The following is a 21,102-nucleotide window of genomic DNA, read 5'->3' on the forward strand; positions in this document are numbered from 1 at the left end:
CCCACCGCCGAGGCGAAGGCACGGAGCACCTCGCCTCGGCGCTCGGATTCGTTGCCGGCGGACCAGTTTCGGCCACCTCGATGGCGAGCGCCCCAGGTGCCGACGAATCCCATCAGTACTCCCTGACTGTCGCCGGGTGGTGAGTTGTCGAACATCGAGGACACCGGTACGGCGCTGTCACGAAAGAGCGCCTGGCCCGACAGCCCGCTCGCACGCCAGAACGGTTCGGGATACACGGCCTCGCACTTGGCCAATCCGCCGAAGTTCATCCGCTGGAACAGTGCTTCCTGGGGCGCGGGAAGCGCAGGGCTCCAGTCGATTCGGGTGGCCAGAACGGGCGGAATCGCGACGACGACCGATCGGGCGACCCACGATTCGGTATCGCTGTGCACCACCACGCGATCCGGATGCTGCTCCACGCGTCGCACGGGAGTATCGAGCAGGACGGCGTCACCGAGCTGCTTCGCAATCTCGATGCAGATCGCCTGTGAGCCACCGATGAAACGCCACTGTTGCGCTCCCCCAGCGACACTCATCAACCGATCGACGGTGCCGGGAGTGTATTCGTTGCCCGCCCCGGCCATGTACGCCAGGCCGAAGAGCGCCGACACGCCGGCGGATGTGCCACCGAACACCGACCCGAGCAGGATGTCGAGCAATTCCACGCCGCCGTCGGTGGCCGAGTGCCTCCGGGCCCAAGTGGCGAGAGTCTGGGTGTCCCACTCGCGTGCACGCGGTGCCGTCCAGGGTTTGCCCACGGGGATCTGGCCGGCGGCCCGATCGATCCGCGCCACGAGCATCCCGACCTCGGGCAATGCCGCCAGGTCCGGCGGCACCCCGCCGTCGAAGCGTCGGGCGCGTCCGTTCTTGACGTAGATACTCGATCCGATGTCGTACGCGGGGAAGGTCCCGACGCCCACCGACGCGGCCAGGCGGAGGATGTGGTCCTGCGTCGGACCGACGAACTGCCCGCCGGTCTCGACCACCGAGTTCTCCCCGAGTGCGTGGTTGACCGTCCGCCCGCCCACCCGGTCTCTGGCCTCGAGGACCTGCACGGTCAACCCTGCGGCCGTCAGTTCCCTTGCAGCGGTCAGACCCGCGAGTCCTGCGCCGACGACCACGACGTCCACCCGCGAGGCTTCCGAAATCTCGGTCATGGGTGCTCCTTTCCGGGCTGTTCGATGTAGCGGCGACAGTAACCCAACATTGGCCACTAGGCCAGGATTGATGGAAAGTGCCTGCTGAAGAGCACTGCGACGGGGGTGGATGACAACACCCCGGCTACGTTGTAGCAATGACCGAAGAGCGCCGGAAGACTCGATACGCGCGTGGCCAAGAACGCCGAGACGCCCTGGTCGACGCTGCCATCGGCGTGATCGGAACACGCGGACTCGAACGCGTCTCGTTTCGGTCCGTGGCGGACGCTGCCGGCTTCCCGCCGTCGACCACCAGCTATTTCTTCGGCTCGGTCGGCGAACTCATCGATGCCGCGATCACCCGAATAGCCGAGAACGTGACGGCCAAGGTCACTGCTCTACTCGACGTCGCGCACACCGGCGGGCCCACTCGCGACGATCTCGCAGACGCGATCATGGACCTGGTCTCGCTGCTGTCCTCCCCCGCGGACGACGACTCCCTCGTCCAGTTCGAGGCGTACCTCGCCGTGCGGAGGCGGCCCGAGCTGGCGGATTCGGTGCACCGAATCATGCGGATGATCGAGGAGGCGGCCGAGGCGGCGTTGGGGGCATTCGGTATCGCGGAACCACAACTACCGGCTCGGCATTTCCTGGCGCTGATCGACGGCTACACCCTGCACGAAATCGCCAGGCCGACACCGGGTGGCAATCGGGCCGAACTGAAGGATGCCCTGCTGCGCGTACTCGACTCGTACGTGCCGCGAGCCTGACGTCGGAGCCCGCTAGCCAGCGCCGACGAGAAGCGGCACGATGTTGCGGTGCGCGAACGCGAGCAGATCGTCGTAGGTATCGAGCGGGGCGGCGGCCGACGGAGTCAGCAAGATCGAATGAACAACGCGCACAACAATTTCCGGCGCATCCGGCACCGCGAAGGTGTCGGATTCCAGTTCACCCCTTGCGATGTGCGCGGCAGCGTTGATCGCGGGCACGAGCAATGCCGACGCATTGGTGGTCAATTGCTCGAGCACCAACGAACTCTCGGAATCGAACATCTTGAGCAGTACCGGATTGGTCCGAACCGAGTCGATGGTCGTGGCGAATCCGTGCGCCGCCCGATCGGCTCGTGACGTCTGTTTCGAGGCCGCTGCCGCCACCGCCACGAACAGCCGCGACGACTCCCGCGCCATGACGGCCCGCACCAGGTCGTCCTTGGACCCGATCCGGCGGTAGACGGTCACTCGGTTGATCCTGGCGCGCTTGGCGACGTCGCCGATGGTGGTTCGAGGGATTCCGACCTCACCGAACAGTTCCAAGGCGGCATCGAGAATCGGCCCGTCGTCCCCATCTGGATGCATCGCTCGATCCTAACGGTCGTCCGGCCACTGTTGTGCAACATTGCAACATAATGTGTTGCTATGTAGCATCTGTGTCAGCAGCATCGCCATCTCGAAGAAACGGAGTTTCGAAATGTCTCGGAACAAGGCGGCCGACTCGAACGAGCAGTACACGGACGAGTCCTACGCGATAGTGGCGCGCGCGGTGACATTCGACTGGTCCGGCGTTCCGCTCCAGTACATCCCCCACGAGTGGTACGCCACCCACTTCTGGAACGTGATGCATCTGGTCCTGCCCGAGGGCGAACGCGCGATGGCGGACGTGTTCGCCCGCGCCCTGCCGTTCATCGACGACCGCAGGCTGCACGAGGAAGTCGTGGGATTCGTCGGCCAGGAAGCAACGCACGCGTCCTCCCACGAGAGCTTCCGCAACTACCTCGTTGCGCACGGAGTGGACATCGAACCGATTCTGCAGCGCATTCGCTTCGCCGTGGGTGTGGTGTTCGGCGATCACGGCCTCACCGGCCGCGCAGGCAAAGCATGGCTGAACGAACGCCTCGGAATCTACGCAGCAGCAGAGCACTTCACTGCCGTGGTGGGCGAATGGCTGCTCGACAACACCGAATTCGACCGCATCGGCGTCGACCCCACGATGCTCGACCTGCTCCGTTGGCACGGCGCGGAAGAGCTCGAGCACCGCAACGTCGCATTCGACGCGTTCCAATACGTCGACGGTGGCGGATTCCGTAGGGCCCGAACAGCAGTCGTGGCCAGTGCCGGGTTGGCCGTGCTGTGGTTCACCACCGCCGCGTACCTGTACAAGAACTCGGTTGCCACGCCGCGCACCGGAAAGCGCCGAATGCACACTCCCTGGCCCCTCGCTTTCGCACGCGCGTCCCGTAAGAACCTCATTCCCGGTCTGTCGTTCCTGTTCGTACAGCTCGCCCTCTACATCCGTCCGGGCTTCCACCCCTCGAAGATGGGCGACATCGACAAAGCAGTGCAGTATCTCGCCGTCTCCCCCGCAGCCCTGGCGGCCCAGCAATGACAGGCACTCACGTGGTGAACACTCCCACCCACAGCCATCTGGGCGAGGTCACCGTGAACGCGCCCGGCCTCGGACTGCGGACCGTCGGTGCCGTGTCCCGCGTCTACGCCAAACTCGTCACCGATTCGTCGATCGTGACGGCCCTGTCTCCGGCGCGGCCCCGGCGAAGCGTCGGATACGAATTCGAGACCGTCGTCGACGACACGATCGACGAGGCCGAGGATGTTCGCTCACTGCTGCTCTCTCGCACAGACGGTGCACCGCTTCCGAAGTGGTTGCCCGGCGCGCACATCGACGTCACCACCCCAGCCGGCTCGGTGCGGCAGTACTCGCTCGCCGGTCGCCCCGGCGCAGGTGATCGCTACCGCATCAGCGTCCGCAGGATCCCCGGCGGCACGGCGTCCACCGAGATTCACACCCTCTCTCGCGGTGATGTCCTACGAGTTCGCGGACCCCGCAATGCTTTCCCGATGGCCGAGGCCGAGCACTACCTCTTCGTGGCCGCAGGAATCGGCATCACACCCATCCGGGCGATGATCGAACGCGCCGCTGCGGACGGGGCGCGGTGGACGCTGTACTACCACGGTCGCTCTCGGGCGAGTCTGCCGTTCGTTGCCCTACTGCAGCAGTTGGCACTGACCTCGCGCGGTCATGTGATCGTCAAGACCGACGATGTCGACGGATTTCCGGTTCCGACGGACATCGTCGATCTCGGGATGGGCAACTCCGCCATGTACGTCTGTGGGCCCGCGGCACTGTCGAGCCGGCTTCGCGCCGAGGCCCTCTCGAGTACGGCCGTCCGTGAATTCCACACCGAACTGTTCGCGCCCGCACCGGTGGTCGACGGCAGGCCGTTCGTGTTGCAGCTCGACCGTTCCGGCGAAACCGTCGAGGTCGGTGCCCAGGAGACCGCTCTCGACGCCCTCCGTCGATCGCGGCCGGACCAGCCCTATTCCTGCCGCCAAGGCTTCTGCGGAGCGTGCGTGGTCGGTCTCGTCGGCGGGCGCGTCGATCACCGCGACCGCGTTCTCGATGCCTCCGAACGCGAGAACTCGCTCACCCTGTGCGTTTCGCGTGGTGCCGTCGACGGCGAAGTCGTCGTCCTCGATCTGTAGAAGGAGCTCGAACTCTCATGACTGCAACACAAGCCGGCACCGCACTGCCCTCCATCGACGTCGCGATCATCGGCGCGGGTTTCGGCGGCCTCGGTGCCGCGATCCGACTCGAGCAGGAAGAACGCGGCGACTTTCTGATCTTCGAGCGCGACACCGCCGTCGGTGGAACGTGGCACGTGAACACCTATCCCGGTGCGCAGTGCGACATCCCGTCCGCCCTGTACTCGTTCTCCTTCGCACCCAACCCGGACTGGACGCGGCTGTACCCGCTGCAGCCCGAGATCGAGGCGTACCTCAACGACTGCACCGACAAGTTCGGGATCCGGGATCGGATCCGCTTCGGTCACGAGGTACTGGACGCAACCTGGAACGACGCGCAGGCCCGATGGGTGGTGCGCATCCTGATCGGAGCCCTCGGACCGTTCAGCGAGCCGGCCACGCCCAAGATCGAAGGCCTGGAATCGTTCTCGGGCAGTGTGTTCCACTCGGCGAAGTGGGACCACGAGCACTCCGCCGAGGGTCGACGCATCGCCGTCATCGGCACCGGCGCATCTGCGGTGCAGTTCGTCCCGCGGCTGGCCCCCGAGGCCGCACACCTGACTCTGTTCCAGCGGACGCCCACCTGGATTCTTCCGCACCCCGACCGGCCGATCTCCGAATCCGGCCGATCCGTGCTGCGGAAGTACCCCCGGGCCCAGCGGGCCATGCGCCGCGTGTTCGATCTGTTCCAGGAAGCGTTGGTCCCCGGACTCATCAGCCATCGCTCGTTGTTGGCACCGCTCACGGCGGTGGGCCGCGCTCACCTGCGCCGTCAGGTGAAGGATCCCGTTCTTCGCGAGAAGCTCACGCCCGGTTACGAATTCGGCTGCAAGCGACCCACCTTCTCGAACAAGTTCTACCCCGCACTGTGTAGAGAGAACGTCACCGTCGAGACCACCGGCATCGCTCGAATCGTGCCCGAGGGCATCGTCACCACCGACGGGACCGTGCACGAGGTGGACGCGATTGTCCTCGGGACCGGATTCACCGTGTCCGGCCACACCGGCTTCCGGCGCATCGTCGGCCGCGACGGAAAATCGTTGGCGGACAAGTGGCCCGACGGCGAGATGTCGTCGTACCGAGGTACCACGGTGCACGGCTTCCCGAACTTCTTCATGCTGCTCGGTCCCAACTCGGTGGTGTACACCTCGCAGGTGGTCACCATCGAGGCTCAGGTGAACTACATCCTGGCGGCGCTACGCGCCATGGACTCCAACGCGATCACGGCGCTCGAGGTGAGCATGCGTGCGCAGTCGACGTTCGCCGAACACACCGACCGCAAGCTCGCGGGATCGGTGTGGAACTCCGGCGGGTGCAGCAGCTACTACCTGAGCCCTTCGGGCCGAAACGTGACGTACTGGCCCGGTTCGGTGCGTAATTTCACCCGACGCATGTCCAGCATCGAACTCGGCCATTATCACTGGCGCAGTGCAGATTTCCGACCCGATACCGAGCTCGTGACCACGAGGGAGCCCACATGAAGAACAGCATCGAGCTACCGGGAAAAGTGGCGTTGGTGACGGGTGGCGCACGTGGAATCGGAGCTGCGACGGTCGCGAAATTGGTATCCGCGGGAGCCTCCGTGGCCGTGGTCGATCGAGACTTCCCCGCGGACGCCACGAGTTCCGGACGAATCCTGCTGCTCACCGGCGACGTCACCGATCCCGATGCAATGGCCGACTGCGTTGCCGCGACTATGAGCACGTTCGGCGGTCTCGACATCGTGATCGCCAACGCCGGCATCACGCCCCCGCCCGCCACCATCAGGACCATCGACCGCGCGGTCTTCGACTCGGTGATGGCCGTGAACTTCGGCGGCGTGCTCAACATCGTGCGTGCTGCGGCCGACGAGATCGTCGCGAGCGGCGGCCACATCCTGTTGGTGTCGTCGTGCGCCGCCTTCACTCCCGGCATGGGCGGTTCTGCTACATGGTGAGCAAAGCGGCCGTCGAACAGCTCGGCCGCGCCCTGAGAATCGAACTCGCCGCCGCGGGCGCAACAGCGGGTCTCGCGTATTTCGGTGTGGTGGATACCGATCTGGCTCGCAACACCCTCGACAGCGATCCGATGGGCCAGCGAATCGGCGGGTTTCTACCCTGGCCGCTGAACCGCCGTCTGCCCTCGCAGCGCGCCGCAGAGTTGCTGGTGCACTCGGTCCGCACGCGTCGGGCCCGCCTCATCGCGCCGTCCACCTGGACGCCGTACTTCTGGTTCCGCGGAGTTCTCAACCCGATTCTGGAACGCAGACTCGTCAAGGACCGCGCGATCGCCGAGATCATCCGGGATCTGGAGAAGACGCACGCCCGCTGAGCTCGCCGGCGTGGGCGGGTGGCTACTCGCTGTCCCCGTCCACGCTGGGTACGTCACTCATGGGCGGTAGCGATCGCGCGCACAGGTCTCGTGCATCGGCGTCGGATACGCCGAGGGCGAGCAGAACGCTGTAGGCCATCTGGTCGACGGCCTCGACGTCGCTCCGCTCGGGTTGCTCCAGCAGTAGCTGCCCCATGCCCAGCAGTGCACCCGCGACCAATGCCAGCGACAGCTGGATGTCCGAGACGCGAAAGTATCCGGCAACGACTCCGGCCTCGATGTCTCGCACGGCGCGAGGACCGAGACCGTGCGGTGAGGTGATCAATTCGGGGCCGGAGTGGATGAGTACGCGGCTCAACTCGGGCCGCAACCGAAACAGGCGGCCGGCGATTCGGAAGGATCGAGTGAAGGCCTCGGCAGGATCGGCGGCAACATCGGTCAGCGAGTCGAGGTAGATACCCAACAGCTCGAGCGCGCCGTCGACCGCGGCCTGGAACAGCTGTTCTCTGCTCTCGAAGTGGTTGTAGAACGACCCCATCCCGACGTCGGCAGCCTGCGTGATCTCTGCGATCGGCGCGTTCAGTTCGCCGCGGGCGATGAATCCTTGCGCCGCCGCGATCAGCGCACCGCGAGTGCGTGCTTTGCGCCGCTCGAGCCGATTCGGGGTCTCTGTCATGTTCCCTACTTCTGTCTGCGCTGGTCGACGCCCTGACTCTTCCTCACCGCTGACGATTTTGTCAATATCCTTGACTGACTCAGCAGTCATAGGTGACGATAGTGTCAACAACGAGGGAGGGCTGATGGGACACGACGTCGACGGCCACAAGAACATGCATGTGGATCAGGGCGCGCTGCCCGGCGAGCACCCGGGTAAAGCCACCGACCCGATCATCAAGGTGCGCGACATCGCATGGCTCGAGTTCCGCAAACCAGATCTGGCGAAGGCCGAGGCATTCGCCGTGGCGTTCGGATTCACCGTCTCACTGCGCACGTCCGAGGAAATTCACCTCCGTGGCACCCACATCGGCTCACCGTGCGTGATCATCCGACGCGGTAAGCGAACTCGTTTCGTCGGTGCAGCGTTCGCCGCCGCCGAGGATGCCGACGTCGTCCGACTCGCCGAGGCCACCGGGCAGCGGGTCCAGCGCCTACCCGACACACTCGGTGGTATCGCGGTCACTCTGACCGATCCGGGTGGTCAGCCCGTTCAGGTCGTCTCGGGATACACCGAACACCCGGAGCTTCCGGGCCAGGACACACACACCTACAACTTCGGCGATCCCCGCAATCGGGTGAACGCCACTCAGCGGCCACCGCATCAGCCTGCACGAGTACAACGACTCGGGCATGTGGTGCTGCAGCGAGTGGACTATCTGGAAAACCTGAACTGGTATCTGCATCACCTGGGACTGATCGTCAGCGATTTCCTCTACTACGACGGCCAACGCGACCGAGGTCCGGTGATGAGTTTCATCCGCTGCGATCGCGGCAGCATCCCGTCCGATCATCACACGCTCGCCATGACTCTCGGTCCCTCGGATCGGTACGTGCACTCGGCTTATCAGGTGACCGACATCGACGCCATCGCCGCCGGCGGCGAATTCCTCACCGCGCGTGGATACAAGCATTCCTGGGGTATCGGCAGACACATCCAGGGCAGCCAGATCTTCGACTACTGGCGTGATCCCGACGGTTTCCTGGTGGAACATTTCAGCGACGGCGATATGTTCGACAACTCCCTCGAACCCGGTTGGGCCCCGATGACGGCGTCCGGGCTGGCCCAGTGGGGGCCGCCCGCGACCAAGGACTTCCTCGGAATCGCCCCCAGCAAAGCGTCGATACACGAATTGAAATCGATCCTCTCCTCCCTGCGTAACGACAACGAGTTCGACACCGAACGCCTTCGTGGCCTGATGAAAGTGGCATCCTCATGAGCATCGCTGTACTCCGCACCGCCGACGCCTGGTGGGTCGAGACCCCGGTCGGCGCGTCGCGCATCGATACCTCCGCTACCACCACCGCCGAGCTCCTCGCCGACCGCACAGCCATCGAGGCAGCTCGGTCCGGCACCGATGTCGTTGCCGTGGAAACGTTGTCATTGATCTCCCCGGTCACCGCACCCTGTCGGGTGATGGCGAACATGACCAATTTCGTTTCGCACGTCAAGGATTCGGGCATGAACCCCGACACCGTTCCGCTGACGTTCTTCCGCAAGACTTCGGGATCGATCAGCGGCCCGACCGATGACATCGTCAAGCCGCCGCATGTGAAGCTGCTCGACTACGAGATCGAGATCGGGCTGGTGTTCGGCAAGACGCTCACTGTCGGGACCAAGGTCGACGCCTCCAACGTGGCCGAGTACGTCGCCGGACTCGTGATCACCAACGACGTCTCGGCACGTGACGTTCAGCTGCCGAAAACTCAGTTCTACGAGGGCAAGTCGTATCCCACGTTCACTCCGGTCGGGCCGCGGCTGGTACTTCTCGAGGCCGGCGAGTTCGACCGGTTCGGCGAACTCGCACTGACTCTGCGAGTCAACGGCTCTGTGCGACAGGACAGTACGGTCGCCGATATGATCTACCGTCCGGTCGAGTCGCTCAAGGCTCTGAGCAAGTTCCAGCGCCTCGACGCGGGCGATCTGTTGCTCACCGGCACTCCCGGCGGTACCGCTTTGAAGGCCCCTGCCAAGCCGATCGAAATGATCGGATCGCTGGTTCCGCCGTCGGTCAAGTGGAAGGTCTTCTTCAAGAAGCAGGCCAAGAATCCCGCGTTCCTCCAGGACGGCGACGTCCTCGAGCTCACCTGCTCGACTCCCGACGGCTCCCTCGATCTGGGGGTTCAGCGCACCCGGGTCTCCTACCGATGATCGGATTCGAAGCCGACGGAACGCACCACAAAGTGGTGATCGTCGGTTCGGGGCCATCCGGCATGACCGCTGCGCTGCTGTTCGCTCGGTACGGAGTGCCTTGCCTCGTGCTGGACAGGTGGGAGGACGTCTACCCTCAGCCGCGGGCAGTCCACCTCGACGACGAGGTGTACCGCATCCTCGGCGATCTGGGCCTGGCCGAGGACTTCGCGGCCATTTCCCGTCCGGGTCGCGGGTTACGGTTGTGCACCAAGGACATCCGAACTCTTGCCGAGTTCGAGCGGGATCCCGACGATCGACCTCACGGCTATCCGCAGGCCAACATGTTCGACCAACCCGAACTGGAACGTCTGATGCGCTCTCACATCGCGCGCTACGACTCCGTGCAGATGCGTGGCGGATGCGAGATCACCGATGTGCAGAACCTCGAGGACGGGGTCCGAGTCTTGTACACCTCCACCGAGGACGGGACGCCACATTGGGTGACCGCCGACTACGTCCTCGGTTGCGACGGTGCCAACAGCGTGGTTCGAAGGTCCATCGGCTCGAAAATGCAGGATCTCGGTTTCGAGCAGCGGTGGTTGGTGATCGATATCGAGACCGACGACGACCTCGATCAGTGGGACGGCGTGCACCAGGTGTGCGATTCCGAGCGATCGGCGACGTATATGCGCATAGGCACCACCCGCTATCGCTGGGAGTTCCAGATGCTCGACGGCGAGACCCTCGACGAGTTCACCGACCTCTCGGCCATCCGCCCTTTGATCACGCCGTGGTTCGTTTCCGGAGACATCCCGGACATGAAATTGATTCGCAGCGCCGAGTACACCTTCAAGGCGCAGGTAGCCGATCGGTGGCGTGATCGCCGGGTCTTCGTTCTCGGCGACGCCGCACACCTGACTCCGCCGTTCATCGGTCAGGGAATGGGCGCAGGCCTGCGCGACGCGCGCAACCTCGTGTGGAAATTGGTCGGCGCTCTCGACGGACACGTGTCCGATTCCTCGCTCGACAGCTACGAAATCGAACGAAAGACACACGCCAAGTCCATGATCCAGATGGCAGTGGCGATCGGATTGGCCATGACAGGCGGAAGCAGACTGACCGGCATCATGCGCACCAACGTCGCGCCGGCTCTGGGGCATCTGCCGTTCATCGGCAGAAAGGTCACCGCCAGCACCACGCCGTCGCTCACCCGCTCGCCGCATGTGCTGCGATCTCGTGCGCAGGTTCGATCTCTCGCGGGACAGCTTTGCCCGAACAGCGTGTTGAACAACGGGATCCGACTCGATGATGCGGCACCGGGGCAGTTCCTGTTCGTCTCGTCGACACCCCTGAGCACTGAGCAGCGACGCGAGCTCGAGCGGCGCGGAGCCGCGGTAGTCGAGGTGGCGGCATCCTCCGATCTCGGCGTGTGGTTGCGGCGCGGTCACGCCGTCGCTGCAATCGTGCGTCCGGACCGGACTGTGATGTCGGCCAGTAGGTCGGTGCCGTCGCTGCACACTGCGGTGCCGAGCACCACCTTGCGCGCCGTGGAACACCCCGCGACCACCGCGACGAAACCGGCCGATACCCGCAGTGCCACGCGCACTGCAGCTCGCACTGCAACCAAGAGGCGTAGATGAACACTGCAATAGTCACCGGAGCTACGTCCGGAATCGGCGAGGCCGTCGCCGAGGTACTGATCGCTCGCGGCTACAACGTCATCGGAACGAGCCGCGACAGCTCCTCGGTGGCCGACCCGATACCCGGCGTCGACTACCGCGACCTGGACCTGACGGACCCGGCATCGATCCGCGGGTTCGTCGACGGCATCGCCGACACCCCGGTGGATGTGCTGATCAACAACGCGGGTGAAAGCCAGTGCGGACCGATCGAAGAGCTGCCCATCGACGCCATCACCCGGCTCTTCCAGCTCAATGTGTTCGGTGCTGTCGAGCTGACTCAGGCAGTGCTGCCGGGTATGCGCGAGAGACGCCGCGGAAAGATCGTCAACATCGGGTCGATGCTGGCAAGCTTCCCGCTGGCCTACCGTTCCTCGTACGCCGCCACCAAGGCAGCGATCAAGGGGTTCTCGACTGCAGCACGCTTCGAGCTCGAGCCGTTCGGAATCGACATCACCACAGTCGAACCCGGCTCTATCGACACCGGCCTCTCGGCTCGTCGAACCAAATACTGCGGCCCGCATTCGCCGTATCTGCGCGACTTCACCACAGTGATCGCCAAGCTCGATGCCAAAGAGTCCGAGGGCATTACGGCCGAAACGGTTGCCACCACAGTGCTGCGAGCGGTGGAGGACGAGAAAACTTTGCCCATCTACGCCGTGGGCAGCAATGCTCCGGCAGTGTTCCTCGCCCAGCGATTGCTGCCGCGCACCGTGCTGGAAAAGTTCACGGCCCGCGCATACGGACTGCCCAGCAAGCGCCCGTTGAACTAGCCGAACACGTGGGCTTCAGTGAAACAACTGTGCCACGAACGGAATCGTATCGGCCTGCGACTGGACGAAGGCTCCACTGTGGTCGGTGTTGTACACCCTGAAGGTCACCGGCTCACCGTTGGCCGTGAGACGGGCGACGTAGGCGGCGGTGGTCGGGAAGGGTACGTCGATGTCCTGCACGCCGTTGCCCATGAAGAACGGCTTGTCGAAACCCGTTTCGGGCATCGCCATGTAGTCGTCGAGCACGGCGGTGAAGTTGGGCAGGCCGGTCAGTGGCGCGGTGAAGAAGTCGCCGATCGTGACGCCGTCGAGTTGCGCCTCGAAATCCCAGACGCACGTCGTCTCGGCCAGGTCTGCGTACTTCTTTCCGAGTGGAGTAAGGATGTTGTCCAAGCCGAGTTCGGGATGCGCGTAGCGCAGCGAGGCCCCGATGTACGCGACGTAGGCGGTCAGGCCCGCCGGTAGTTCCACCGGCGGAACGCCCGGTCCACCGATCGAGACCAACTTCTCGATGTATGCGGGAGTTCCGGTACCGACCGCCCCGCGGTAGTCGAGATCGGGACCGCCGAATTCGGTCGCATAACGCGCGGTGTAGATAGCTGCGCCGGCTCCCTGGGATTGACCGACGGTCACCCAGGATCGTGACAGGTCCTCGCTGTAGTTGCGGCCCGCCTTGACCATGTCCACCACGTTGTGGGCGGTGGTTCGCCCGTCGAGATAGGCCGGCAATCCAGGCGTTCCGAGGCCGGCGTAGTCACTGGCGACAATGGCGTAACCCTGTGCGAGCCAGTTCGCGAGGTACGGCAGATCTCGTTCGGCCGATGCAGGTCCCGTGACGGACGGTGCGCACGCGTCACCGAGCCCGGACGTGCCGTGTGCCCACGAGATCACCGGCCAGCCGCCCTCCGGCGCAGTGCCCGGCGGCAGGAAGACGGTGCCGGTACTCAGAGCCTTGTCGCCGAACGTGTCGGTGGTGACATAGGTGAGCACTTCGGCCGAGGCCGCACCGGGAATCCAGAGCTCTCGGGGAAGATCTCGCGTGGAGACGACATCTCCGATGCCCTGCGTGATCGAGGGTGCAGCAGACGACGGCGCAGCGAACACCGCCGAGGTTGCCGCGCTGAACACGAGAGCTGCCGTGAGTGCCACAGCGCCGAGCCGGTGACGTGTCGTCACGTGATCTCCATTCCGGGTGAGTGTGCCTTCGGGACACCGCGATCGTCGATGCGCGCCACCTTGTAATACACGATCGCACCGATCCAGACAACGAAGAACGTACCGACGACGAGCTGACCGGCGAGGTTGAGATCGATGACGGCCAACGCGTCCCACAGCCCACCGGTCAGCTCCAAATGTTCGGCGAGCAGAGTCAGCAATTGCACCGTGCCGATCACCAGGGCCACGAAGACGGACAGCCCCGTCATCGTCATGTTGTAGTAGATCTTTCGCACCGGTGTCACGAATGCCCAGCCGTATGCCTTCGACATGAAGATTCCATCGATCGTGTCCATCGTGGTCATGCCCGCCGCGAACAGGACCGGCAGCGCGATGATCGCCATGGGCGGCAATCCTCCGGCAATGGCCGTCGTGCCGGCGACCGCGAGCAGACCGACTTGGGTGGCGGTGTCGAAGCCCAACCCGAACAGCAGACCCAATGGATACATCTGCCACGAGTGGTTGATCAGCTTGTCGTATCGACCACGGAACAGTCGATTCATCAAGCCACGCTTGGCCAGCAACTCGTCCAGCCCTTCCTCGGTGTACTCACCTCGCTTCGCCCGACGCCAGACCCCGACGATGCCGGCGAGGACTGCGATGTTCAATGCGGCGATGAGATACAGGAATGTTCCGGAAACCAATGTGCCGATGACGCCGCCGACTCCGGCGAACGCGTCCTGGAACGCCGTCGCCTGCGACGCGACGAAAGCGATGGCAGCGACGAAGACGAACACGACCGTCGAATGACCCAGGGAGAAGAAGAGTCCGACAGCCAACGGCCGCTTGCCCTTCTGCAGCAGAAAGCGGGTGGTGTCGTCGATGGCGGCGATGTGATCGGCGTCGAAGGCGTGCCTGAGCCCGAGGGTGTATGCCAACACGCCCGCTCCGGCGTACACGAGGGTGCCGTCGGCCCCGGTGAGTCCGTGAATGCTCGGGATGGAGTCGTAGTGCGTGAACAACCCCCAACCGATCACGTGCAGAGCGGCCACGAAGCCGGCCATCGCCAATAGGCGGGGGATCTCGTCGAGAGTGAATCGACTCTGCCGTCGGCCGACCTCGGCGCGCGATAGCTCAATCGTCATGGGGACATTGTGGCCGACGACAACGAATTACTCTTCCCGCGCAGCCGCGGCCAGGACTCGCTGCGAATCGCGTTCCACGGACCAGTAGGCCAGAAGGGCGAAAACTCCGCCGATGGCCAGCAGCGGAAGGAGCGGAATCAGGCCGACGGTGAGTGAATCCGCCGCGTCGGACACCACACCGACCAGAAGCGGCCCGACGGCGCCGCCCGCGGTCGCGGCGATCTGCAGCATGCCGAATCCGAGACCCCGATCGCGTGCCGGAACGACGTCGGCGACGCAGGCGGTGAGCGTGGGGAGAGCGAAGGCCGAGAAGAAGGCGAACACGGTGAGCAGGACGACGAACACAACCGTGGAGTTCATGCCGAGCGCAATCGACATGAACACACTTCCCACCAGAATTCCGCTACCGCCCAGCAGTACTCGCCATTGCGCGAGGCTGGTGCCGACCACGGCGCGACGGGTTGCCATCGCCGCGACGAGCGTGCCGAAGACGATTCCGAGCAGCGTCATTCCTCCGCCAGACGTCGCGGCGGCCGATTCGGACAGGCCGTACCGGCGTTGCAGCAGACTCGGTAGCCAGAAGGTCAGGCCACCGATCGACAAGCTCATGACCGTCAGAGCCGCACCGGTGAACCACAGCGTTCGGACGGGCAACAGTCGCCGGAGCTGGGTGGCAAGCGGTCCGGACGGTGTGCGAGCCTGCAGGCTCAGGTCTGCGCGAGCCGCCAACCTGTCTGCGTATCCGCGTTCGGGTTCTTTCAGACGTGAGACGAGCACTGCGACAAGCAGTCCCGGGATCGTCATGACCATGAAGGCCCCGCGCCAGCCCAGCCAGTCCGCCAGCACACCACCCAGCACGATGCCTGCGCCGCCCAGGTACGCCGAGGTTCGCCACCAACCGAACGCGGTGGATCGCGTTGCAGGCGGATAGAAGTCGGCAAGAAGACTCGCGCTCGCCGGGTTGTCCACTGCCTCCGCGGCGGCCAGACCGACCCGCACGAGATAGAAGATCAAGAAGGTGGGCGCAAGCGCAGAACCCAGCGTCGCCAAAGACCACAGCACGACGACCCACGTCACGATTCTGCCGCGATCGTGACGGTCGGCGAGGTATGCAGCAGGTATCGCCAGGACACCCGCGGCGATCGCGGATGCACTGGGCAGCGATCCCGCCACCGCGTCGCCGAAACCCCATTCGGCCTGCAGCTGAGGAAGAACCGCAGCCACGAGGCTGAATTCGATACGGTCCACGAAGGCCACGAGGACCAACACGATCGCCGGTCCCCAGCCGAACGGAAGGACGGCAGAACCGGGCCCGGTGCGCAAGGTCCCGATGGTTCGCCAACGACTGCCACGATCGACACGGTGCCTCGATCGATACCGGTCGCCATGCGTCGTCCCCCTGTTCAGCGCGATCGATCCCAGTGTGCACCGTTCGAGGAAATCTCAACATCGGTTGATGTCTCTGTGATTTCCGTCGAACATGCTGACAGGTCACAACGCGGAAGCGGACATTCGGTGCTCCCGTCACGGCAGGATGAGATGGCCGAAAACGAAATGAATTGGGACGGTGTTTATGTCACGGGTGAGAATCGCGATGTGCGTGCTCGCAGGTCTGGGATCCTTCGCGATCGTCGTTGCGCTACTGCTGCCCACCCTCGTCTACGACCGTCTGGCGGTAACTCCCCTCGACATCGCCGCAACCACGGTGGCCACCACGGCAGACGGTGCGGGCGGCGAGGTCCTCGACTCGAGGACGATCACCGGCCCCGGCCCCCTGTCGATCGCGACAGATGTCCCCCTCGTTCTCCAGCGGTACATCACCGTGGAGGATCCCTCCGACGCAGACCGCGTCACCTTCCAGGTCGGAGCCACGGTGCGACGCGCCGACCGCGACGGGGATGCGAGCCTGCTGACCGCCTCGGTGGATCGAGTGACGAGCGACCGGCGCACCGGCCTACCCGTCGAGCCCGCCGGATCCCTGCAGACCACAGTCGACTCACCTGCTGTTCCTCTGCCCCGCACAGGGTTACAGCATCGCTTTCCATTCGATACCCAGCCGATCACGTACACGGTCTACGACGCGACGGCGTGGACGAGCTTCGAGGCGAACTTCGTCGAGGAGATCACCATGGAGGGGCTGCCGATCTATCACTTCCGATCGATCGTGACCGAAGCCGACCTCTCGACCACGACCCAGTCACCGATCAACTCGGTGACCCTCCCGGCATCGAAATGGGGACTGGGCGATGGAGACGAGCCGATCACGATGAAGCGGTGGTACTCGAACGTTCGCGACATCTACGTCGAGCCCACGAGCGGAAGCCTGGTGTGGGGACAGGAAACGCCGTACCAGTACTTCGCGCGAGATCCGAAGATCCCCGAGATCACGATCTTCAAGGCGTCACTCGCCCTGGACGAGACGGGTCGGTTGGAGCAGGTGGCCTCGGCACGCGACGCGGCGAACAAGTTGGCCTGGTTGACTTCTCGCGGACCACTCCTGGGATACGCGATCGGTGGGGCCTGCCTCGTCGGCGCCGTTGCCGCCGGAGTGATCGGATCCCGCCGCGCGCGTTCACCCGAGCCCACCCAACGACATGCAGACGAAGCCGAGCGCGCGTCGGTATGACACTGGAGCAACCGGTCGACAGGGGCACCGCTGGGTGGTGTCAGGGCCTCGGGTCCGCGCTACAGGTGCTCATGCGAGCAACCATCAGCACAATCCGCTGATCCGGCGACGCAATGTGAGTGGAGCGACCTGGGGTCACCGCACCACTACCGCTGTGCCATAGACGGTTTCGTCGAGAACTCCAAAGACACCAACGGCCCCGAATTGCCGGGTGTTCAGCTAATTGCTAGCGTGCGGCCGGTGAGCGCCCCGCAGCCTTCCACACCTGCACCACCTCCATTCGCCGTCGGCGCGCTGTGCGCCGCCGGAACGTTGCCGATCGTGGGGCAGCTGTACATCGCCCTGCCGCTGAACATTCAGCTCGACTCGCTGACCGGAGCGGGGCAGGGGACGGCGGCGTTGGCGACCACAGTGTTCTCGCTGGCCTATGCCCTGGGAATTGTGCTGATCGGTCCGCTCACCGACCGACTCGGCGCTCATCGCACCATGGTGATGAGCGCGGGTGTCACCGCCGCAGTGACGTTGGCGACGGCGTTTGCGTCGTCGATGTCGATATTTCTTGCAGCAAGGGCGCTGCAAGGACTGGCGGCAGCTGCGTTCACTCCGGCGACACTGGCCTACATCTCACGCACGTCTTCTCCCAAGAACGTTCCGGCATTGAACGCCGCGGCAATCGGAGCCGGAATGGGGGCGGCGGTCGTCGCACAGGTGGCAGCGCAAGTGCTGGTGCAGGCCGGAGGTATCCGTACGGTATTTCTCGCCGGGGGTGGAGCAATCGCAGTTGCCGCAGCCGGCATCAAGTTCGGCTTGTCTCCAGACAGTCGAGCCGGCAAGCACACCGGAATTCCGTTGCGGCAGACTTACGGGGCCCTCGGGGCCCTCGTGCGTCGCGCACCGATAGCCGCACTCTTGGTCACCGCCAGTACATTCTTGTCGAGCCTGGTGGCGCTCTATGCAGGCTTTCAACTCAGCGGAGATTGGGACGAGCAGGGATTGCTGATCCTGCGAGCAATCACTCTGCCTGCGGTGGTCGTCGCCGGTTTCCTGATCACGAGAATCACGACCGTGCCGATACGGCCACGACTGTTGTGGCCGCTCTGTTCGATGTGCGCAGCAGTGGCCGTCTGCGCCGCCAGCACCTCGATCGTGGCAGTGGCATGTGCGATGGTCGTGTTCACCGGCGGACTGTGCATCGCCGCGCCGACGGTGGTGGGCGAAATCGTCCGATGGTCGGAGGGCAACGTCGGTGCCGCGACCACCCTCTACACCGTCGCAGTATTCGGGGGTGCCTCTCTCGGCGCTCCGCTTGCGGCTGCTCTCGGCAGCGGAGGATCGCAGGCGGTTGCGATGGCGTGTTTGTTGATCCTGGTAATGGGTTCGGCTTCGGGTTTCTACTCTGTTCGTGAACGAGCCAAGACCGCGGGGACCAAGGACACCGCTACCTGAGCGCCTTTAACCCAGCGCGACATGACCGGCGTGCCGGACGTCACTAGCCTGTTATCGGCGCTGCTCCGGTAGTGGGTTTGTCCGATTTGCGTGGACACCGACGGGAGACTGCGGAAGCATCGACTTCCGCAAGCATCTCTGCATTCGAGTTCTCGCTGTCCGACCCAGGGGGAGTAATGAAACATCAGGCAGCACTGGGAAATACGATCACCCGCCTAGCGACGGTCGAGGACGCTCTCGGGCCCGCCGAAGGCCGGTTCTTCGGCAGTGGATACAAGAGAGTGCGACAGGACATCACCATCGACAAGGTGCGGTCGGGGTCCTTCACCGGCCGACTGAACTTGACGATGCCGGCAGACTGGTCCACGAAAGGAACTACCGAACAGCTGCCGCACGCCAGCACGATCGATGTCATCGTCACTGCCGCTCTGATCGGCGAGTATCTCGTCCAGCTCAGAACCGGACGCGAAACCCGCTGCTGGGTCGAGCAACTGACGGTTCGTGCACCGGTCAAGCCGGCCGAGGGAAACTCCATGAGCCTCTCCGTTTCCGGCACCGTTCTGGAGTACACGGAGGGCAGCACCAAGGCCCGGATCGACATCGGCGAGTTCAAGGCGGAGATAGTGGTGTCGCACGAAGTCGCTCCCACCTCGATCTCCGACACAGAAGCCGCCGTCGACCTGCCCTCGATCACTCCCGTTCGTCCCCATCTGTACCGAGAAGCGTTTCGCCACCACAACACATCCGTTCGGGATGTGGACGTCGATTTCGCTGCCCAGCAGGCCTTCTCACGGTTGGTCACTGTTTTCGATACCGGGACGAACAGCGGATCGGTGGCCGGAATCGACGCCGGCGACTCCGCCAGCGTCAATTTGATCGACGCATTCTGCGAGGCACTCCAGGTCGGACAGATACTTCTGTACGACCTGGACGATCTCGAGCGGTCGACGAGCAATACTCTGTGGATGCGCCGGTTGCGCATTCAAGCGGACGGTCCCGCCGCTCGGACTCTCGGCCCCCGATCGTCTACAGCACTGGACAAGGCAGCCGTGGTCGAGAAGGGTGGAAGCGTTTGGCGTACTGCCGATGTGCGCTACAGCCGCCCAGGAACATCGCTGGTCTGCTCCGTTGCACACCGGATCGGTCGGAGCCAGGACCGTGGTTGAATTCCGTGGGGTTAGGATCGTAGGGATCGGCGGTTTCGTACCCGGAGCCCCCGTTCACAATCACCAACTCTGCACCGATCTCGATACCTCGGACGAATGGATCACCCAGAGAACGGGAATCAGAAGTCGACACTTCGTCGGCCCTGGTGTGACCACCAGCGACATGGCAACTGCCGCTGCTGCGAATGCACTCGATTCGGCCCGAAGGGAATTCGAGCCGGACATCGTAGTCTGTGCCACCACGACACCGGACTTCCGTTGTCCTGCAACAGCTCCAGTGGTAGCATCCAACCTCGGACTCACATCGCGCCCCGCCTTCGATGTATCGGCGGTGTGTTCGGGATTCCTGTATGCGCTCTCCGTCGCCGGATCGATGCTCGGCGAGGGCAAATACGACTCGGCACTCGTCGTTGCCGCAGAGTCGTTCAGCACGCTGTTGGACAAGCGAGACAGATCCACCGCAGTGATCTTCGGAGACGGAGCCGGGGCGGTTCTGCTCCGATACGACCCGGATGCCCTTTCCGGACAGGTTCACGGTGTCGAACTTGCCTCGGAAGGCACCGATAGTCAACTCATTTCGGTTCCAGGCGGAGGTGCATACTCAGCAGCGCACCCTGACGAGGCGCTTTCCCCGTACTTTCGAATGGACGGGCGTCGGGTGTTCACACGTGCAATTCGCGCAATGGCCGACATCTCACTTCGAGCTCTCGAGGTGCCCGGATGGACGGTAGGTCAGGTGGACACACTGATCGGCCACCAGGCCAATGCAAGAATCCTCCGCGGCGTCGCCAACGAACTTGGCATTCCTGCACACAAGGCCGTTGTTCATCTCGACGAAGTGGGCAATACCTCTGCGGCGTCGATTCCCCTCGCCATGGCGGCCAGAGGCAAGAGCATCGCCCCTTCGAGCAAGACCCTGCTCACCGCCTACGGTGCCGGAACCACCTGGGCCGCTGCCACTCTGGACTGGCCTGACGTCACCCCCGTCTACACATCGGACCTGTGCCCCACCAATCTGTCGAACGGAGCTATGACATGACTGCACTGGATGTGAACGCCCTACAAGCACTCGTAGACCGTACATTTCCCGACGATGACTTCATCATTGCCATGGACCAACGATTCGAGGACATCGGATTCGATTCCCTTGCTGTGCTCGAACTCGGTTCAGCACTCGAGAAGGAGTTCGGCATCCCGCTTTCCGAGCCGGACCTTTACGACTGCAATACATTCGGCGATCTCGCCGCACTCATCTCCGCCGTCTCTCCCTCTACCTAGTCCC

Annotated in this window: 21 protein-coding genes; 15 read left to right on the top strand and 6 right to left on the bottom strand. The window is 64.1% G+C overall.

Annotated elements, in window-relative coordinates; translation table 11 throughout:
* Positions 1-1,157: FAD-dependent oxidoreductase (locus tag RHBS_RS03025; protein WP_128644785.1), on the bottom strand; the 1,157-nt coding region annotated here is incomplete at its 3' end.
* A gap of 137 nt (positions 1,158-1,294) precedes the next feature.
* Here RHBS_RS03025 and RHBS_RS03030 point away from each other — a divergent pair.
* Complete coding sequence (locus RHBS_RS03030; RefSeq protein WP_121871906.1) at positions 1,295-1,906, top strand: TetR/AcrR family transcriptional regulator; 612 nt, start codon at positions 1,295-1,297, stop codon at positions 1,904-1,906.
* Between the two features lie 12 nt (positions 1,907-1,918).
* Here the strand turns inward: RHBS_RS03030 and RHBS_RS03035 are convergent, their stop codons facing one another.
* On the bottom strand, positions 1,919-2,491 hold the full coding sequence (locus RHBS_RS03035; RefSeq protein WP_121871905.1) for a TetR/AcrR family transcriptional regulator: 573 nt from the start codon (positions 2,489-2,491) through the stop codon (positions 1,919-1,921).
* A 112-nt stretch (positions 2,492-2,603) separates the two neighbouring features.
* On the opposite strand from RHBS_RS03035, the gene RHBS_RS03040 reads away from it, so the two are divergent.
* The 5 genes from RHBS_RS03040 to RHBS_RS30100 are packed head-to-tail and all read left to right on the top strand — an operon-like array spanning position 2,604 to position 6,982.
* Positions 2,604-3,518, top strand: a complete 915-nt coding sequence (locus tag RHBS_RS03040; RefSeq protein ID WP_121872884.1) for a metal-dependent hydrolase — start codon at positions 2,604-2,606, stop codon at positions 3,516-3,518.
* On the top strand, positions 3,515-4,633 hold the full coding sequence (locus RHBS_RS03045; protein ID WP_121871904.1) for a PDR/VanB family oxidoreductase: 1,119 nt from the start codon (positions 3,515-3,517) through the stop codon (positions 4,631-4,633). Before RHBS_RS03040 ends, RHBS_RS03045 begins: the two co-directional genes overlap by 4 nt.
* Positions 4,634-4,650: 17 nt before the next feature.
* On the top strand, positions 4,651-6,153 hold the full coding sequence (locus tag RHBS_RS03050) for an NAD(P)/FAD-dependent oxidoreductase (protein WP_128644786.1): 1,503 nt from the start codon (positions 4,651-4,653) through the stop codon (positions 6,151-6,153).
* Positions 6,150-6,608 carry an SDR family NAD(P)-dependent oxidoreductase gene (locus tag RHBS_RS30095; RefSeq protein WP_237668961.1) on the top strand — a complete coding sequence of 153 codons (459 nt, stop codon included), beginning with the start codon at positions 6,150-6,152 and terminating at the stop codon, positions 6,606-6,608. The genes RHBS_RS03050 and RHBS_RS30095 overlap by 4 nt, the downstream gene beginning before the upstream one ends.
* Positions 6,602-6,982, top strand: a complete 381-nt coding sequence (locus RHBS_RS30100) for a hypothetical protein (protein ID WP_237668962.1) — start codon at positions 6,602-6,604, stop codon at positions 6,980-6,982. The genes RHBS_RS30095 and RHBS_RS30100 overlap by 7 nt, the downstream gene beginning before the upstream one ends.
* A 22-nt stretch (positions 6,983-7,004) precedes the next feature.
* Here RHBS_RS30100 and RHBS_RS03060 read toward each other — a convergent pair whose 3' ends face one another.
* Positions 7,005-7,658, bottom strand: coding sequence for a TetR/AcrR family transcriptional regulator (locus tag RHBS_RS03060; RefSeq protein ID WP_128644787.1), 654 nt, complete (start codon positions 7,656-7,658; stop codon positions 7,005-7,007).
* 124 nt (positions 7,659-7,782) lie between these two features.
* Here RHBS_RS03060 and RHBS_RS03065 point away from each other — a divergent pair, with 124 nt between their 5' ends.
* From RHBS_RS03065 to RHBS_RS03080, 4 genes are read left to right on the top strand one after another with little or no spacing between them, the layout of a single operon-like run.
* Positions 7,783-8,916, top strand: coding sequence for a VOC family protein (locus RHBS_RS03065; RefSeq protein ID WP_121871900.1), 1,134 nt, complete (start codon positions 7,783-7,785; stop codon positions 8,914-8,916).
* The gene (locus RHBS_RS03070; protein ID WP_128644788.1) at positions 8,913-9,848 is read left to right on the top strand and encodes a fumarylacetoacetate hydrolase family protein; all 936 of its coding nucleotides are present in this window, start codon (positions 8,913-8,915) and stop codon (positions 9,846-9,848) included. The genes RHBS_RS03065 and RHBS_RS03070 overlap by 4 nt, the downstream gene beginning before the upstream one ends.
* Positions 9,845-11,470, top strand: a complete 1,626-nt coding sequence (locus tag RHBS_RS03075; RefSeq protein WP_128644789.1) for a bifunctional 3-(3-hydroxy-phenyl)propionate/3-hydroxycinnamic acid hydroxylase — start codon at positions 9,845-9,847, stop codon at positions 11,468-11,470. Before RHBS_RS03070 ends, RHBS_RS03075 begins: the two co-directional genes overlap by 4 nt.
* Positions 11,467-12,282, top strand: coding sequence for an SDR family oxidoreductase (locus tag RHBS_RS03080; protein ID WP_128644790.1), 816 nt, complete (start codon positions 11,467-11,469; stop codon positions 12,280-12,282). The genes RHBS_RS03075 and RHBS_RS03080 overlap by 4 nt, the downstream gene beginning before the upstream one ends.
* A 15-nt stretch (positions 12,283-12,297) precedes the next feature.
* Here the strand turns inward: RHBS_RS03080 and RHBS_RS03085 are convergent, their stop codons facing one another.
* From RHBS_RS03085 to RHBS_RS03095, 3 genes are read right to left on the bottom strand one after another with little or no spacing between them, the layout of a single operon-like run.
* Positions 12,298-13,458 carry a lipase family protein gene (locus RHBS_RS03085; protein ID WP_128644791.1) on the bottom strand — a complete coding sequence of 387 codons (1,161 nt, stop codon included), beginning with the start codon at positions 13,456-13,458 and terminating at the stop codon, positions 12,298-12,300.
* On the bottom strand, positions 13,455-14,582 hold the full coding sequence (locus tag RHBS_RS03090) for a HoxN/HupN/NixA family nickel/cobalt transporter (protein ID WP_121871895.1): 1,128 nt from the start codon (positions 14,580-14,582) through the stop codon (positions 13,455-13,457). Before RHBS_RS03090 ends, RHBS_RS03085 begins: the two co-directional genes overlap by 4 nt.
* Before the next feature lie 27 nt (positions 14,583-14,609).
* Positions 14,610-15,905 carry an MFS transporter gene (locus RHBS_RS03095; protein WP_187298341.1) on the bottom strand — a complete coding sequence of 432 codons (1,296 nt, stop codon included), beginning with the start codon at positions 15,903-15,905 and terminating at the stop codon, positions 14,610-14,612.
* A 271-nt stretch (positions 15,906-16,176) separates the two neighbouring features.
* Here RHBS_RS03095 and RHBS_RS03100 point away from each other — a divergent pair, with 271 nt between their 5' ends.
* The 5 genes from RHBS_RS03100 (at position 16,177) to RHBS_RS28690 (ending at position 21,098) form a co-directional block, all read left to right on the top strand.
* Complete coding sequence (locus tag RHBS_RS03100) at positions 16,177-17,208, top strand: DUF3068 domain-containing protein (protein WP_236745334.1); 1,032 nt, start codon at positions 16,177-16,179, stop codon at positions 17,206-17,208.
* A gap of 240 nt (positions 17,209-17,448) precedes the next feature.
* The gene (locus tag RHBS_RS03105) at positions 17,449-18,654 is read left to right on the top strand and encodes an MFS transporter (protein WP_183130352.1); all 1,206 of its coding nucleotides are present in this window, start codon (positions 17,449-17,451) and stop codon (positions 18,652-18,654) included.
* Between the two features lie 176 nt (positions 18,655-18,830).
* Complete coding sequence (locus RHBS_RS03110) at positions 18,831-19,820, top strand: AvrD family protein (protein WP_128644793.1); 990 nt, start codon at positions 18,831-18,833, stop codon at positions 19,818-19,820.
* Entirely contained in the window at positions 19,741-20,859 is a 1,119-nt protein-coding gene (locus RHBS_RS03115; RefSeq protein ID WP_128644794.1) for a beta-ketoacyl-ACP synthase 3, read from the top strand. The genes RHBS_RS03110 and RHBS_RS03115 overlap by 80 nt, the downstream gene beginning before the upstream one ends.
* On the top strand, positions 20,856-21,098 hold the full coding sequence (locus RHBS_RS28690) for an acyl carrier protein (RefSeq protein ID WP_121871889.1): 243 nt from the start codon (positions 20,856-20,858) through the stop codon (positions 21,096-21,098). The genes RHBS_RS03115 and RHBS_RS28690 overlap by 4 nt, the downstream gene beginning before the upstream one ends.
* Positions 21,099-21,102: the final 4 nt, after the last annotated feature.

Source organism: Rhodococcus sp. BS-15 (assembly GCF_000813105.1).
Lineage (GTDB): Bacteria > Actinomycetota > Actinomycetes > Mycobacteriales > Mycobacteriaceae > Rhodococcoides.